The 15012-nt window shown below is 72.0% G+C and carries 13 protein-coding genes; 4 read left to right on the top strand and 9 right to left on the bottom strand.

Annotated features, from left to right (window positions below; genetic code table 11):
• The first annotated feature begins 284 nt into the window (after positions 1-284).
• The 4 genes from ACWEIJ_RS22890 (at position 285) to ACWEIJ_RS22875 (ending at position 5729) form a co-directional block, all read left to right on the top strand.
• Positions 285-1499, top strand: a complete 1215-nt coding sequence (locus ACWEIJ_RS22890; protein ID WP_449839228.1) for an MDR family MFS transporter — start codon at positions 285-287, stop codon at positions 1497-1499.
• Entirely contained in the window at positions 1496-2959 is a 1464-nt protein-coding gene (locus ACWEIJ_RS22885) for an ABC transporter substrate-binding protein (RefSeq protein WP_449839227.1), read from the top strand. Before ACWEIJ_RS22890 ends, ACWEIJ_RS22885 begins: the two co-directional genes overlap by 4 nt.
• Positions 2956-4674, top strand: a complete 1719-nt coding sequence (locus tag ACWEIJ_RS22880) for an ABC transporter permease subunit (RefSeq protein ID WP_449839226.1) — start codon at positions 2956-2958, stop codon at positions 4672-4674. Before ACWEIJ_RS22885 ends, ACWEIJ_RS22880 begins: the two co-directional genes overlap by 4 nt.
• Positions 4675-4763: 89 nt before the next feature.
• Positions 4764-5729, top strand: coding sequence for a cellulose binding domain-containing protein (locus tag ACWEIJ_RS22875; protein ID WP_449839225.1), 966 nt, complete (start codon positions 4764-4766; stop codon positions 5727-5729).
• 172 nt (positions 5730-5901) lie between these two features.
• Here the strand turns inward: ACWEIJ_RS22875 and ACWEIJ_RS22870 are convergent, their stop codons facing one another.
• The 9 genes from ACWEIJ_RS22870 to ACWEIJ_RS22830 all read right to left on the bottom strand — a co-directional run bounded on the left by ACWEIJ_RS22870 (position 5902) and on the right by ACWEIJ_RS22830 (position 15009).
• Positions 5902-6189: a DUF4342 domain-containing protein gene (locus ACWEIJ_RS22870; protein WP_449839224.1), complete on the bottom strand. Its 288-nt coding sequence runs from the start codon at positions 6187-6189 to the stop codon at positions 5902-5904.
• 141 nt (positions 6190-6330) lie between these two features.
• A complete protein-coding gene (locus tag ACWEIJ_RS22865; RefSeq protein WP_449839223.1) occupies positions 6331-7029 on the bottom strand; it encodes a hypothetical protein in 699 nt (232 codons plus the stop codon).
• A 122-nt stretch (positions 7030-7151) separates the two neighbouring features.
• Positions 7152-8315: a glycosyltransferase gene (locus tag ACWEIJ_RS22860; protein WP_449839222.1), complete on the bottom strand. Its 1164-nt coding sequence runs from the start codon at positions 8313-8315 to the stop codon at positions 7152-7154.
• Positions 8312-9673 (bottom strand): AMP-binding protein, encoded by a 1362-nt coding sequence (locus tag ACWEIJ_RS22855; RefSeq protein ID WP_449839221.1) that lies wholly within the window; start codon positions 9671-9673, stop codon positions 8312-8314. The genes ACWEIJ_RS22860 and ACWEIJ_RS22855 overlap by 4 nt, the downstream gene beginning before the upstream one ends.
• Positions 9670-10152, bottom strand: a complete 483-nt coding sequence (locus ACWEIJ_RS22850) for a 4'-phosphopantetheinyl transferase family protein (RefSeq protein ID WP_449839220.1) — start codon at positions 10150-10152, stop codon at positions 9670-9672. Before ACWEIJ_RS22850 ends, ACWEIJ_RS22855 begins: the two co-directional genes overlap by 4 nt.
• Positions 10149-11144, bottom strand: a complete 996-nt coding sequence (locus tag ACWEIJ_RS22845) for an acyl-CoA dehydrogenase family protein (protein WP_449839238.1) — start codon at positions 11142-11144, stop codon at positions 10149-10151. Before ACWEIJ_RS22845 ends, ACWEIJ_RS22850 begins: the two co-directional genes overlap by 4 nt.
• A 1-nt stretch (position 11145) precedes the next feature.
• Positions 11146-12303 carry an acyl-CoA dehydrogenase family protein gene (locus ACWEIJ_RS22840; RefSeq protein WP_449839219.1) on the bottom strand — a complete coding sequence of 386 codons (1158 nt, stop codon included), beginning with the start codon at positions 12301-12303 and terminating at the stop codon, positions 11146-11148.
• Positions 12300-13547, bottom strand: a complete 1248-nt coding sequence (locus tag ACWEIJ_RS22835; RefSeq protein ID WP_449839218.1) for a type III PLP-dependent enzyme — start codon at positions 13545-13547, stop codon at positions 12300-12302. Before ACWEIJ_RS22835 ends, ACWEIJ_RS22840 begins: the two co-directional genes overlap by 4 nt.
• Entirely contained in the window at positions 13540-15009 is a 1470-nt protein-coding gene (locus ACWEIJ_RS22830) for a class I adenylate-forming enzyme family protein (protein WP_449839217.1), read from the bottom strand. Before ACWEIJ_RS22830 ends, ACWEIJ_RS22835 begins: the two co-directional genes overlap by 8 nt.
• Positions 15010-15012 lie beyond the last annotated feature (3 nt).

Raw genomic sequence — 15012 nt, 5'->3', positions numbered from 1 at the left:
TATACATTCTATTGTTAATTGATTTAATAAGTTTTTTTTTGTTTTCTAATGTTTTTGGAATCCTATTCCGTTTGGTCGGGTTTTGGGGCGAGGCTCAGGCCGGCGCCCCCCCTTTTTTTCGAACCATTCACAAATAGCCATTGCGCTATATGTGCCCAATCTCTCTCGAACAACTCCGAAAACCGGGGAAGTTTTTCTCCGTTTTCCAGTCGGGCATTGGTTAGGGTCAATTCACACCTAACGTTGCCGCTCGGCGGTTTGAACAGAGATGGGCGGAGTTCGTTTTGGGGGCGGTACGTGAGCGCGGCCGGGCGCTGGGACGGCTGAGTTCGCTCAGCCCGGTGGCACGGCTGCTCGTCACCAGCCAGTTGTTGTTCAACGTCGGCTTCTACCTGGTCGTGCCGTACCTGGCCGGTCACCTCGCCGGCGACCTGGGGCTCGCGGGCTGGGTGATCGGCCTGGTCCTGGGGTTGCGGACGTTCAGCCAGCAGGGCCTGTTCGTCGTCGGCGGCACCCTCACCGACCGGTACGGGCCGAAACCCTCGATCCTGATCGGCTGTGCGGTGCGGGTGGCCGGGTTCGCGGTGCTCGCGTTCGCGTCGTCGCTGCCCGGGGTGCTGGTGGGCGTCGTGCTCGTGGGCGTGGCCGGTGCGTTGTTCTCGCCCGCCGTGGAGGCGTCGCTCGCCCGGGAGACGGACCCGGACCGCCGGGCCGGCGTGTTCTCGGTGTTCGCGGTGTGCGGCGAGCTCGGCGCGGTCACCGGTCCCCTGCTCGGCGTGGTGCTGGCGGGGCAGTTCCGCACTGCCTGCCTCGTGGGCGCCGCCCTCTTCACCGCGATCGGGATCATGCACGCGCGGTTGCTGCCCCGGCTGCCGGCGGAGCACCGCGCGGAACCGGTGCTGGCCGGTTGGCGTGAGGTGGTGCGCAACAAGGTCTTCCTGGTGTTCGCCGCCGGCTACTCCGCCTACCTGGTGTCCTACAACCAGCTCTACCTGGCGCTGCCGGTCGAGCTGAACCGCGTCGGTGCCGACCCCGCAACGCTCGGGCTGCTGTTCGCGCTCGCCTCGACACTGATCATCTTCGGCCAGCTGCCGGTGTCCGCGCTCGGCCGCCGGCTGCTCGGCCGCAGCGGCGCCCTCGTCAGCGGGTTCGTGCTCATCGGACTCGCGTTCGCCGTGGTCGCGCTGCGCCCGCCCGGACTCACCGGCGCCGTCGCGTTCGTCGTGCTGCTCGTCCTCGGCGAGATGCTCGCCGTGCCGCAGGCGAAAGAGCTGGTTCCGGCGCTGGCGGGCGAACGCAGGCTCGGCACCTACTTCGGCGTCCTGGCCTCCGCGGGCGGGGTGGCCGTGCTGGTCGGCAGCACGGCCAGCGGCGCCCTGCTGGAGCACGGCCGCGTCGCCTGGATCGTGCTCGCACTGCTGCCACTGGCGGGGGCCTGCGTGCTCACCGCCCTCGCGCGCCTCGGCGCGTTCTCCGAAACACCGAAAGGCCGGAAATGAGATCACGACGGGCACTTCTCGTCACCGCGCTGGCTGCCGTGTGCGGACTGACCGCCGGTTGCTTCACGGGAGCGGCTTCCCAAGGCCCGCAACGGTTGCGCGTGGCACTGCCGTTCCCGCCCTCCCAGGCGATGTCGCCGTGGGGCAACGACGGCATGCTGCTCACCAAGCTCGGCATCGCCGAGACGCTGGTCGGGCTCGACCGCTCCGGCCGGCCCGAGCCGTTGCTCGCGGAGAGCTGGACGCGGCCGTCGGACACGCAGTGGCGGTTCCGCCTCAGGACCGGCGTGAAGTTCCACGACGGCACCCCGCTCACCGCGCAGGCCGCGGCCGACGCGCTCACCCGCGCGGCCCACGCCAGCCCGGTGCCGCGCGCGGTCAAGGGCCTCGACCTCGCGGCCTCGGCCGACGGTGACCTCGACCTGACCGTGACGACCGCGAAGCCGGACCCGATCCTGCCGCAGCGGCTGTCCTCGCCGAACCTCGTCGTGCTCGCCCCCGGCGCCTACGCCGGCAAGAGCGCGAACCCGCGCAACGCCGGCACCGGCCCGTTCGTCCTGCAGGAGCTCAAGGGCGACGAGAGCGCTGCGCTCGGCGCGTTCCCCGGCTACTGGGCCGGTGCGCCGCGACTGTCCGGAGTGGACGTCCGGTTCATCCCGGACGGCCAGACCCGCACCGCCGCCCTGCGCGCGGGCGAGGTCGACGTGGCGGCGACGCTGCCGGTCTCCACCGCGGAGAACCTGCAGCGCATCGAGGTGCCGCTGCCCAGGGTCGTGGCGCTGTCGATGAACACGGCGAAGGGTGTGTTCAGCGATCCCGCGCTGCGCGGAGTCGCCAGGAGCGCGGTCGACCAGAACGCGCTCGCCAGTGGTGTCTACGAGTCCCACGCGGATGCCGCGCGCGGTCTGCTCGGCCCGGCGACGCCGTGGGCGACGGCACCGGCACCGCAGCCCGCGACCGACCGCGTGGCGACCGGGGAGAAGGTGGTGCTCGCGACCATCAGCGACCGCCCGGAACTGCCCGAGGTCGCCTCCGCGGTGGCGGAAGCCCTGCGGCGCAAGGGGTTCGTGGTCGACCAGGTCGTCCGGCAGTACAACCAGCTCGAAGCCGACGTGCTCGCCGGCCGGTTCGACGCGGTGATCCTGTCCCGGTCGTACGTGCAGGACAGCGGTGATCCCGCCGGGTACCTCGACACCGACTTCACCTGCTCCGGCAGCTACAACCTGACGAAGCTGTGCGCGGCCGAGGTGGACGCGGCCGTCGCCAAGGCCGTCGCCGCCCAGGACACCGCGGCCCGCGAACAGGCGACGCTCGACGCGCAGGCCGCGGTGCTCGCGACCTCGGCGGTGGTGCCGCTCGTGCACGAACGCACCTTCATCGGGCATTCCGCCGCCGTCCGCGAGCTCGACCAGGACCCGTACGAACGTCGTCTCGTGACGCGGTCGACGACGCGCGAATGACCGCACGTCTCACCGCCGTCGCCGGTCGCTGGGCCGTCGTCGCGGCGTTCGTCGCGGCGGTCACCGCCGTGCTGGGTCTCCTGCCGCTGATCTCGGGCAGGGACGCGGCGCTGACCGTGCTCCGAGCGAGGTCGACCGAACGCGAACCCGACGCCGAGGCGCTGGCCGCCGTGCGCCGGGAGCTCGGGCTCGACGCGGGCCCGGCCGGTCTGCTGCGCCAGTGGTTCTCCGACGCGGTCTACGGCGACTTCGGGCGGTCCTGGGTCTCCGGTGAACCAGTCGGCGCACGGGTGGCGGACGCGCTCGGCGTGTCCGCCACGCTGACCGCGTTCGCCCTGCTCGTCGCCATCGCCGTCATGGCGCTGCTCGTCGCGCGGACCCTCGTGCGCGCGGTGAACGGCCGCGTCGACCACAGCCGCAACGGTGTCGCCGCGGTCCTCGCCGGCCTGCCCGAGTTCGTCCTCGGCGCGCTGTTCGTCGTGCTGTTCGCGGTGCGGCTGCGGTGGCTGCCCACCTCGGGGTGGAACGACCTGGCCAACGCCGTGCTGCCCGCGGTCGCGCTCGGCGTCCCGGCGGGCGCCGTGCTCGGCGTGATCGCCCGCGACGCCGTCCGGGACGCGGCGAGCGCACCGTGGCTGCGCGCGTGGACCGCGGCGGGCCTCCGTCGCCGCGTGATCGGTCTCGCGGTGCTGCGCCGGGCCTCGTCCGTGGTGGCCGGGCAGCTCGGCCTGCTCTTCGCCGGGCTCGTCGGCGGAGCGGCCGCGGTCGAGGTCGTGTTCGCGGTGCCGGGCATCGGCCGGCTCGCGGTCAACGCCGCGATCGCGCAGGACGTTCCCGTCGTGCAGGCCTGCGTCCTGGTGATCCTCGTGGTCGGGGTGGCCGCGGGCGCCCTCGGCGGACCGGCCCGCCGGCTGCTGCTCGGCCCCGCCGCCGAAGCGGAAGCGCTGACGGCCGCACCACCCGTGTCACGGCCGTCGTCGCGGCCGTGGTTGTGGATCTGCGCGATAGTGGCGGTCGGCGCCGTGATCGCCTACGGGCTGTTGCGCGATCCGTTCGCGGTGGACCTGACGGCCCGTCTGCGGCCGCCGTCGTTGGCGCACCCCATGGGCACCGACGCGTTGGGACGCGACATGCTGGCCCGGCTGAGCCACGGCGCCGTGCACACCGCTCTGCTCGCACTCGCCGCAACCGCCACGACCGCCGTCATCGGCGTGCTGGTCGGCCTGGCGGCGAAGCGCACGTCCGCGGCCGCCGCGCTCGTCAACGCCCTGCCCGCGGTGGTCGTCGCGCTCGTGGTCGCGGCAACGACAGGTCCCGGCTGGTCCGGCGCGGTGGCCGCCGTCGTCGCCACCGGCTGGGCACCTCTCGCCGGCCACGCGCGCACGCTGGCGGCCGAACAACGCGACAGCAGCTACCTCGTCGCGTCTCGCGCGCTGGGCGCCTCCTCGTGGCATCTGACCACGAGGCACGTGCTGCCCGCGATCGTGCCTTCGGTGGTGCGCAACGCCTGCGTGCGGCTGCCCGCCGTCGCGTTGGCGCTCGCGACGCTCGGCTATCTCGGGCTCGGCGCCCAGCCGCCCGAGCCGGAATGGGGCCTGCTGATCGCCGAGGGAATGCCGTACGTCGAACGGGCGCCGTGGACCGTGCTGTTTCCCGCTGCGGGCCTCATCGCGCTCGGCCTGGCCGCGTCCTCGCTGGCCACACGCGTACGGTGAGTGGTCCTCCTGCCGAAGAACGCCGAGAGTTTTCCGGGTACTCCGGAAGCTTCCGCACACGACGACGTGCGCCCTCTAACTTCTCAACAATGAGGCCACCGCAATTGACGATCGCCACGCTGGCCGTTTCCGTGCTTTCGGCCGGATGTGCCGGCGGCAATTCCGGTCCGGCGCCGCAGCCGCGGCCGAACCCGGAAATCCTGCAAGCGCCGATACCGCAGGGTTCGATCGAGGTCACGGTGAAGGACGTGAAGGACGCCAGGACCGTCGTGCTGTCCAACGGCGCCCAGATCCGCATCACCGGCCTCGCGGAGCCGGGCGCGTGCTGGGCGGAGTCGGGCACGGCGTTCGCCAGGACGACCTTGCTGGACAAGAACGTCCGCGTCACCATGTCCGCACCGGACGCGTCCCCGGTGTGGCTGCCCGACGGCACCGACTACGCCCTCCTCGCCGTGGGCTCGGGCGCGATGCGCACGGACTCCACCGACTACCCGGCCTTCAAGCAGGCCGAACAGTCCGCCGCCAGCAGCAGCCTGGGCCTGTGGGGACCGCCCTGCAACGCGCAGCCCGCCACTGTGCCGCCGACGACGACCACGCCGTCGACCACCACACCGCCGCCCCCACCTCCGGCCGTGGCCCTGCCCGCACCCAAACCCGTGCCCAGGACCCAGCCGAAGCCGGCCGCCACCCCCGCACCGCCACCTCCGCCCCCGCCCGCTCCCCCGGCGCCGACCTACGGCTGCCGGGTGACCTACCGGGTCACGAACCAGTGGAACGGCAGCTTCCGCACCGACGTCACCATCGCCAACACCGGCTCGGCTCCCGTCAACGGCTGGATGCTGACCTGGGTCTTCGGCGCGGGCCAGGCCGTCAACAACATGTGGAACGCGACCTACCGCCAGTCCGGCGGCTGGGTGGGCGCCTCGAACGTGGACTACAACCCGACCATCCCGCCCGGTGGTTCGCTGCTGATCGGTTTCACCGCCACGAACGGCCCGAACAACCCGAACCCCAGCGCGTTCTCCCTCAACGGCCGCGCCTGCACGACCGGCTGACGACGACGGCGGGCGGCCTGATGACCGCCCGCCGTCGTTCTCCCCCGCTAGTAGATCGTCGCGGCTAAGTTCTGGCGCTCACATCGTCGATGAAGGGAGCCTTCATCGACCTGAGGTGGATGAAAGTTCCCTTCATCGACAACCGAGAGCACAACTTGGCCGCGACAATGGACTAGATGCGCTCGGCGTCCACCGTCGCCGGCTGGCCGCCGGGCTTGCGGCGGTCCTCCACCTTGATCTCGCACTTGCCCACCAGCGCGACACCGGCACCGATCGTCGTGGCCACCGGAGCGGCCAGCGCCGCGACCAGACCGAGCGCCACCGGCACCTCCAGCAGCACGTCGTCCTTGCTGTCCCGCACGACCACCCGACGGTTGATGCCCTCGCTGACCAGCCCGCGAACGGCGTCGACCACCGAGTCGACGGCGGTACGGGTGGACTCGGGCTTGGACTCGCTCATGACTCTCCTCGAAGTGCGGATCTCCCCTTGACGACTCCAGCTTGCCCGGGCTCGGCGTCCTTGCCATCAGGGTTTCCCCCTGACCCCTGCCGGATTTGCCCCTGACACATCCGGTTTCGATCCACACTGAAGCAATAGTAGTCAGAAGCATTCGCTGGCCATGACGGCGGCGCCGCCGGCGAACAGCCCGGTGCCGAGCGTGGTGGCCATCGGCGCCAGGGGCAGCGCGGCGCCGTCACTGGCGACGACTGCCACCACCGTTGTCGCGAGGATGCCGGTGCCGGCGACGAACATGCCTGCCCCGACGACGCATCCACCGACAGATCCCCCGTAGGTCGCAGGGCCTTCCCAAGGCATCCTGTCCAGCGGTTCGCCTGTCCGTTGCCAAGCGAGGACCGACTGCATGGTTCGCGTGTAGTCGTCCAGAGTGGAGGCGAACGCGCTGCCGATGCCGGTCAGGTGCCCGCGAAGAGCGGCCGCGATTCCCCGATCGGCGCCCGCCGCGATCTTCGTGAACGCGGGGCCTTCGGCGATACCGGCGACCTGAGCCGCGTGCAGGTAGTCGTCGTCGGTCAAGCGTTCTCCCAGCGACTGGAGCAGATCCACCGACGCCGTCAGACGCTTCCACTGACCGACGAGCTCCCACACGGCGTCCACAACGGCCGTTGACGGCACCGTGACAGCGTGCTGTTCGAACTGCGCCGAGTAAATTGCCGGGGCCGATCCCAAAGGCGCAGGAGGCGTGATCAGCCTGGTGGCCCAGATGGGCAGCCCTACGCCGTGCATGTCGTACACACATCCGCCGAGGCGGATGATCTCCTCTTCTGTGAGCGGTACCACGGCCGTTCCCCTTCCACGAGTTCACTGGAAGTCCGATGGTCCGTTGTGGACCACGTGCAGGTCCTGCCCGAATGGACAGGCGTGCGGGCGAGGAACAAAGCAGGGCCGTGCGACGCCTCCGCTCAACCGATCTCCGACTCCAGGGCGCGAACCGCGTCCACCGCGCCTCCGTGGCGGCGCAACGCGTCGCCGAGCCGTGCCGCGCGATGCGCCGCACCACTGCCCAGCAGGACCTCGGCCGCGTCCGCGAGATCGGTCGCGGTCGGCGTGCCCAGGATCGTGCGACCGGCACCGTGTGCTTCGAGCACGCCCATGTTGAACAACGGCTCCGAGTCCCTGGTGCCGGGTGTGCCGATGACCGGCACACCGGCGAGCAGGCAGGCGGCCACGGCGTTCTGCGAACCGCGGGCCACCACGATGTCGCTGTCCCGCAAGGCGTGCGTCAGCCCGGGCTCGTGCGCCACGGTGATGTTCTCGTGCCGGAATGGGGTCGCGACACCGTCCACCGAGGACTCGCGCGCGGCGACGAGCACGCTGTGCTTCGGTGCGGGGAACGCCTTGGCCAGCACCGGCAGCAGCTCACGCACCTTCACCGCGCCCGCGCCGACGTAGACCAGCACGCGCACGTCGGCGGGCGGCAGCTCGGGCGCGGGGGTCAGTTCCAGCGGCGGGAACAGAAGTGGTCCCACGTAACGGGTCCGGGGCACGGACGCGAGCATCGGTTCGAGCAGCTCGGTGGTCGGGGCGAGGTTGACCGCCGAGGTGCGGTGCAGGAGTTCCTCCAGGCTGTCCGGCGACGGGACGCCGTGGTCGCGGCACGCGCGGGCGATGTTCTCGTTGACGGCCGGGAACGCCGGGTCCGGTGGGGCGCCGACGAGCTCCGCCAGTTCCGTGGTGGCCAGGGTGGCGGCGAACGGCACACCGGCGATGTGGGCGGAGATCGGCACGGTCGGCTGCCACTCGGTGACGACGACGTCGGGGCGGAACCGGTCGATCGTGTCGAGCTCGGCGGCGATCGCGGTGCCGAGGTACTCCGGTTCGGCCAGGCCGCGGAGGTGGACGGCCTCGGCGAAGCTCGCCGACTGCGGGTCGCGGACGCCGGGTGGCCTGATGGGCACCGGGGCGTCGAACCGCGGGCCGAACGGGTGCCGTTCGACGAGCGGGTACGGCTGAGCGTGGAACGCGACGGTGTGGCCGCGCAGCACGGCCTGTTCGGCCACGGCGAGGCAGCGGGTGATGGCGCCGAGGCCGATGGCGCCGGCGAGCGGTTCGAGCAGGATCCTCATCGGGCCACCGCCTGGACGCGGGCTCGGTCGATCTTCCCGTTGGGGTTCAACGGGAGTTCGCTCAGCCACGCGTAGGTGTCCGGCACCATGTACCGGGGCAGGCGCGCGCCGAGCAGTTCGGTGAAGGTCGCGGGGGTGGTCCGCGTGCCGGTGTACGCGACGCGCAGGTTGTCCTCGTCGAGGTAGGCCACCGCGTCCTGCACGGCCGGGTGGTCGCGCAGGGCCGCCTCGATCTCCCCGAGCTCGACGCGGTAGCCGTGGATCTTCACCTGGTGGTCGAGCCGGCCGAGGTGCACGAACCCCCAGCCCGGTTCGAGCTGAACGCGGTCACCCGTGCGGTACCAGTGCTGCGGGGTCACCTCGCCGGAGGGCAGGAACCGGCCGTCGTTGTCGGCCGCGTCCAGATAACCGCGGAAGCGCTGCGGCCCGCGCACGCACAGTTCGCCGTCCACCACCTGGTGTTCCAGATGCGGGTACACGATCCCGATCGGCACGGTCTGGTTGGCCGTGTCCGGCCAGTCCTCCTCGCGGGCCGGCAGCCGGTAGCCGGTGCAGGTGATGGTGAGCTCGGTCGGGCCGTACAGGTTCTCGATCACGCTGCCGGGCGCGGCCCGGTGCCACGCGCGTGCCTGCTGCACGGTGAGCTGCTCGCCGGCGAAGAGGCTCAGCCGCAGGCCGGGCATCGCACCGGCGGGCAGCCTGCGCATCCGGCGGGCCAGCGACACCACCGACGGCACCGAGAACCAGTGCGTGATCTCCCTGCCCGTGACGAACCCGACCGGATCGCCCAGCTCCGCCCGGCTCGGCACCACGAGCGTCGCGCCCGAGGTCCACGCCATGAACATGTCGAACACCGACGGGTCGAAGGTGAGGTCGAACGTCTGGGAGAACCGGCAGCCCGGCCCCGGCTCGTACCGGTCGAGGTTGTGCTCCAGGAACGCGGCCAGGTTCGCGTGCGTGATCGGCACGCCCTTCGGGGTACCGGTGGTACCGGACGTGAACAGGATGTACGCGGTCTCCGGCTCGTGGGGTGCGCCGCCGGGTCCCGGCCGCAGCTCGCGGCCGATGATCACCTCGACGCCCGCCAGCCGGCAGATCCGGTCGTTGCGCGCCTGCGGGAACGCGGGGTTGAGCGGCACGACCGCCGCACCGGCCCGCAACGCGGCGAGGTAGCCGATGCAGGTCCGCGCGTCGCGGTTGGCCTCCAGCCCCACCCGGTGCGCGCCGGACAACGCGACCGCGAGCTCCTCCGCCGCCCGGCGCAGCTCGTCGTAGGTCAACGTCACTCCGCCGGCCTCCAGGGCGATCTCCGCCGGGTGCCGCCGGGCCGCGGCCTCGAACATCTCGAACGTCGTCATGTCTCCTCGCTCTCCACCGGGCCGAACGCGCACGACACCGCGAAACCCCGGCCCTGTCCGCTGATCCACCTCAGTCCGCGCCAGCCGCCGCGCTCGACCGGCACCGTCCACGGCCGCCCGCGCAGGCCCAGGCCGAGCGCCTTCACGCACGCCTCCTGCACCGTCCAGATCCGGGTGAGCTCGCGGGCCCGGCGGTCGGCCGGCAGCGACACCAGCTCCGGTGCGCCACACCTGCGGGCCATCGCCGGGTCGAACTCGACGGTCTCCTCGACGTCGACGCCCACCGCGCGGCCGTACCCCACCGCGGCGGCCACCAGCTCACCGGAGTGCGACAGCGAGATCCCGACGTGCGGGCGCTCGGGCAGGTACGGCCGTCCTCCCGGTTCCGCGGCGATCACCACGTCCACACCCAGCAACCGGCGCAGCAACCCACGCGCGTCCACTTCGGACGACCGCGCGACCGCCCAGAGCACCGTCACGACAACGGTTCCAGCAGCTCGCGGGCGTGATCCGCCACCGAAGCCAGCATCGTGCCGGTCGTTCCGCCTGCCACGCCCCACATCGACGCGGCCGCACGCAGCTCGTGCAACCCGCCCTCCTCGAACGCGTCCGCACCGGCGAGCGCGGCGCACTCCCCCAGCACCTCGTCCACGGCCTCCGCGGCCGCCGCCTTCACCACCAGCGCGTGGGCCGCGGAAGAGTCGTCGCGGCACAACGCGTCCAACCGGCGTTGCACCAGCAGGCAGCGGGCGAAGCGGTGCCGCACGACCTCGCTCTCCCACAACGGCGCGGCACCCCGGCGTGAGGCGAGCAGGTCGCGGTGCACGTCGCGCAGCACCCGCCGCAGCAGTGCGGCCGCCCACGCGGCTCCCACGACCCGTTCCGCGACCATCCCGCGCACGAAGCACCGCATGCCCTGGCCGGGCCTTCCGACGAGATGGCCGCGGTCCACCCGCACGCCGTCGAACCGGACGTGCCCGACCCCGGAGCCGTCGAACAACCGGGTGTCCGCTGGGCGCACGCTGACGCCGTCGGCGGGCACCAGCACCGTGGTGAAGCTGGTGAAGTGCCGTCCCTCGCGGTGCCTGCCGAGCACCAGGAAGTGGTCGGCGCCGGTCGCGTTGACGATCCACCGCTTGCCGCCGGTGATCTCGACCGCGTCCCCGTCGAACGAGATCGTCGTGGTCAGCGCGGAGAGGTCGGAGCCAGGCGCGCCCTCGTCGGTCGCGGCCAGCGCGATGACCGCCTCGCCCCGCAGCGCCGCCTCGGCGGCCTTGCGCACCGCGTCGGCCTGCTCGGCCACCACCGCGGGCAGCACCGAGGAGATCTGGACGCAGACGCCCAGGGTGACGCCGAGCGGGAACCGTTCGTCCACGGCGGTCAGCAGCTCGCGGGCACGGCCGATGTCGAGTTCACCGCCGTCGCCGAACAGGTCCCGCAACGCGCCCTGCCGGCCGAGGGTGTGCCACACGTCAGACAAAGCGCACCTCCGGATCCATCAGGACCATCGCTCCGTCCGCGGCGCGCAGCCGGTCGTTGGCGTAGTTGAGCGACGCCGAACGCAGGTCCCGCAGCGTTCGTTCCAGTGCCAGCGGCGAGTTCTTGAGATAGCCGTGCCGCAGGCCCATCAGCTCGACCAGGTCGTCCACCGCGGCCAGGCACTGCTCGGACGCCGTCAGCTTGACCGCGTTCAACAGCAGCTGCACCGAGTTCGCGCGTGGGTCCGCGCCGCCGTCGAGCACACCTACGGCGTGCTGGATCAGCGCGTGCACCCCGTCGAGCCGTTCGCGCACGCGGGAAAGCCGGTGCAGCAACAGGTCCGAGCCGAGGTCGCGGCGTTTGCGGTCGGCCCTCAGCTCGCGCACGACCCGGGACAACGCGCCGGAGGCCGCGCCGAGCCAGCACGCCGACCAGCCGAGGTGCGCGTACGGCGCGAACACCGTCACCGCCATGTCCGGGAACTTCCCGTGCTCTCCCACGACCTGCGCTCCGGGCACCTCGCCGGTGATCCGCATCGGCACGCTGTGCGTGGCCCGCATGCCCAGCGGGTCCCAGTCCCCCGCGACCTCCAGGTCGAGCTGGTCGCGGTCGGCGTACACCAGCGAGACCTGACCGGGGGTCGTCGCGCCCGGGCTCTGCATGGTGATCAGGAACCCGTCGGCGTGCGCGCCCCCGGTGACCACCGGGGCGAACCTGTCGACGCGCAGCACGCCGTCGTCGTCGCGCAGAGCCGACTCCGACGACATCAGATGGCCGCCCTTGCCCGCCTCCGTCGTCACCGACGCCAGGTACACCTCGCCGCGCGCGACCCGTCCCAGCAGGCCGTCCGCGAAGTCCTCGCCCGTGTGCCGCACGAGGGTCGCGACCTGCTGGCAGTGCATCGCGAACACCATCCCGGCCGACATGCACTCGCGGGACAACGCCTCGCTCACCAGCACGGTCTCCGCGAGCCCACCGCCGAGTCCGTCGGGCTGCGGCACCACGAGGCCGAGCAGACCGGTGTCCCGCATGGCCTGCAACGCCTCGACCGGAAACCGCGCCTCCCGATCGGTGGCGGCGCAGTGCTCGGCGATCACCGAGCGCACCTCGGTCACGCACTCGTCCAGCGGCCTGGTCAGCTGCGCGGTCATCGGCGATCACCCGCCATCACCGGCACGGCCAGCCGTTCCCGGCTGACGCTCAGCCTGCTGCTCTCCACCAGCCGCTCGCCGTCCGCGATCACCTCGGCCGGCATCGGATGGCTCAGGAACAACGCCAGGCTGGCGGAAAGCCCGTACGCGCCGACGTTGGGCACCACCGCCACGTCACCGGGCTGGAAGTCCGGCAGGGCGGCGGAACGGGTCCAGCTGTCCAGCGGGGTGCAGAGCGGGCCGACCGCGACCGCGTCCTCGTGCACCGCGTCGTCGACCGCGTCGCCCGCGACCAGGTCCGGTGCGATCACCGGGACCCGCCGCAGCCCGGACATCCCGCCCAGGTGGTTGATGCCCGACTCGAACACCACGACCCGCCTGCCCTGCGACCACTTCACCTCCAGCGCCTTGGTCACGAGCCGGCCGCAGGTGGCGGTCAGGTAGCGGCCCGACTCGAACGCGATCCGCGGGCTGCCGTGCCGCCACAGCGGGAAGTGCTCGTCCAGCAGCGCTTCCACCCGCCCGGCCAGGGCCGGGAACCTGGGCAGTTCGCCCGCGTGCGCGAACGGCGCGCCGAAACCGCCGCCGAGGTCGAGCACCCGCAACGGGAAGCCGAGCCGTTCCTGCAAGGCGGCCGCGGCGCGCACGGAGATGCCGAACTGCTCGACCAGGTGGTCCTCGTCGCCGATGTTCGTGGCCAGGTACAGGTGCAGCCCGGTGAGGTCCACGTGGTCGCGCCCGAGGAACTCCTCCGGGCTCGCCGCGATCCAGTCGGCGTCCGCGCCGAACGGTGACGGCACACCGGTCATCGGCAGCCCCACCCCCGGCACCGGCTGACCGGCGTTGACGCGCACCAGCACGCGCAACCGCACGCCGTGGCCGGCCGCGATGCGGTCGAGCTGGTCGAGGGAGCGCGGTGAGTCCGCGGAGAACTCCCTGACCCCGCTCGCGACCGCGAACCGCACGTCGTCGTCGCGTTTGGCGGGCGCGGTGTAGAGGATCTCGCCCGCGCGGAACCCCGCCGACAGCGCGGACTGCAGCTCGCCGACCGAGCTGACCTCGCAGCGGCATCCCTGCTGCCGCAGGCACGTCAGCACCGCGGGGTGCGGGTTCGCCTTCACCGAGTAGTACAGCGTGCTCGGCTCCGGCAGGAACGACCTGAGCAGGCCGTGGGCCTCCCGCACGGCGGACAGGTCGTAGACGTAGGCCGGTGTGTCGAGCGCGGCCAGGTCGAGCTCAGACATCGACGCCCTCCTTCAGCACGGCGCCGAGCGCCTTCTTGTCCGTCTTCCCGTTGGCGTTGACCGGAAGCCGTGGCACGACCACGCACCGGCCGGGCACCTTGAACCGCTCGACCTCGCCGAGGAGCAGTCGCAGCACCTGGCCGCCGTCGGTGACCGACCCGGCCACGAACAGCACGGCCTCCTCGCGGTCGGGTGCGGGCGGCAGCACGGCGGCCGCGTCCACGCCCTCGATCCGGCGTGCCGCCGCCTCCACCTCGACCGCGCTCACCCGGAATCCCTGCTGCTTGTAGATGTCGTCGCGGCGGCCGAGGAAGTGCAGGTAGCCGTCGTCGTCGACCCAGCCGTGATCACCGCTGCGCAGCGCCGGGAACAGCCCTTCCGCGCGGGGGAACCGCTGGGCGTTGAGCTCCGGCCGCCGCCAGTACCCGGCCATGACGTGCGGGCCGCGGACCACCAGTTCGCCGATCTCGCCGGTGGGCAGCCGCTCGCCCTCCTCGTCGACGGCGAAGACCTCGGTGCCGGGCAACGGCCTGCCGACCGCGTCCGGGCGCCGCAGGTCCTCGTCCGGTTCCATGATCGACACGCGCTTGCACTCGGTGAGCCCGAACATCAGCTGCACCCGCAGGTCCGGCAGCAGGTCGCGCAGACCCGCCAGCACCTCGCGCGGCATCGCGGCGCCGGTGTTGGTCAGCAGGCGCAACGGAGGCGTGTCGAGCGGATCCCGGCGCAGCAACCGCAGCAACGCAGCGGCCACCGGCGGCACCGCGGGCAGCACGGTCGCCCCCGCCTGGCGCAGGTGGGGCAACAGGCCTGGTCCGGCCTCGGCGGCGGCACCGAGCACCACGCTCGCGCCGCTCAACGCGCCCAGGAACAGCTGGTAGAGCCCGTAGTCGAACGACAGCGGCAGCGGGCTGTACACGACGTCGTCCGCCCGGTAGTTCAGCTGCGACTGGACCGCCCTGGCGGCGAACACGACCTGGGCGTGCGTGGACACCACGGCCTTCGGCATCGCGGTGGTGCCGGAGGTGTAGATCAGCAGCGCGGGGTCGACTTCGAGCGGAGCCGGCAGCTCGACGTCCACATCGGACTCCACGGCGAGTTCTTCCAGCGACACCACCGGTATGTCCGTGTCGGCACGCGTGGGGGCGACGAGCAGTCGCGGTTCGCAGTCGCCGAGGATGTGCGCCAGGGTGCGTGCCCCGGTCTCCTCGTGCACCACCGAAACCGGTGTGCCGGCCCGGGAAGCGCCGAACACGAGTGCGGCCAGCCGCGGGTCGTTCGGCGTCACGGCGACCACGCGGTCACCTCTGCGCAGCCCGCGCCGCACCAGTCCGGCGGCCACGCCGAGGCTGAGCGACCTCAGTTGGCCGTAGGTGTACCGCAGGCCGTTGCCGCTGACGGCGGGCGCGTCCGGATCACGGGCGGCGGCCTGGTCCAGCAGGTCGTGCAGGAGTGCGGTCATGGT

The organism is Lentzea sp. NPDC004789 (assembly GCF_053601075.1).
This window is presented reverse-complemented; position numbering and strand designations above follow the sequence as displayed.

What these genes read in the sequence shown, in the direction of transcription:
- ACWEIJ_RS22885 (WP_449839227.1), top strand. Translation starts at nt 1,496, where the DNA reads ATGAGATCACGACGGGCACTTCTCGTCACCGCGCTGGCTGCCGTGTGC.
- ACWEIJ_RS22880 (WP_449839226.1), top strand. Translation starts at nt 2,956, where the DNA reads ATGACCGCACGTCTCACCGCCGTCGCCGGTCGCTGGGCCGTCGTCGCG.
- ACWEIJ_RS22875 (WP_449839225.1), top strand. Translation starts at nt 4,764, where the DNA reads ATGAGGCCACCGCAATTGACGATCGCCACGCTGGCCGTTTCCGTGCTT.
- ACWEIJ_RS22870 (WP_449839224.1), bottom strand. Translation starts at nt 6,189, where the DNA reads ATGAGCGAGTCCAAGCCCGAGTCCACCCGTACCGCCGTCGACTCGGTG.
- ACWEIJ_RS22860 (WP_449839222.1), bottom strand. Translation starts at nt 8,315, where the DNA reads ATGAGGATCCTGCTCGAACCGCTCGCCGGCGCCATCGGCCTCGGCGCC.
- ACWEIJ_RS22855 (WP_449839221.1), bottom strand. Translation starts at nt 9,673, where the DNA reads ATGACGACGTTCGAGATGTTCGAGGCCGCGGCCCGGCGGCACCCGGCG.
- ACWEIJ_RS22840 (WP_449839219.1), bottom strand. Translation starts at nt 12,303, where the DNA reads ATGACCGCGCAGCTGACCAGGCCGCTGGACGAGTGCGTGACCGAGGTG.
- ACWEIJ_RS22835 (WP_449839218.1), bottom strand. Translation starts at nt 13,547, where the DNA reads ATGTCTGAGCTCGACCTGGCCGCGCTCGACACACCGGCCTACGTCTAC.
- ACWEIJ_RS22830 (WP_449839217.1), bottom strand. Translation starts at nt 15,009, where the DNA reads ATGACCGCACTCCTGCACGACCTGCTGGACCAGGCCGCCGCCCGTGAT.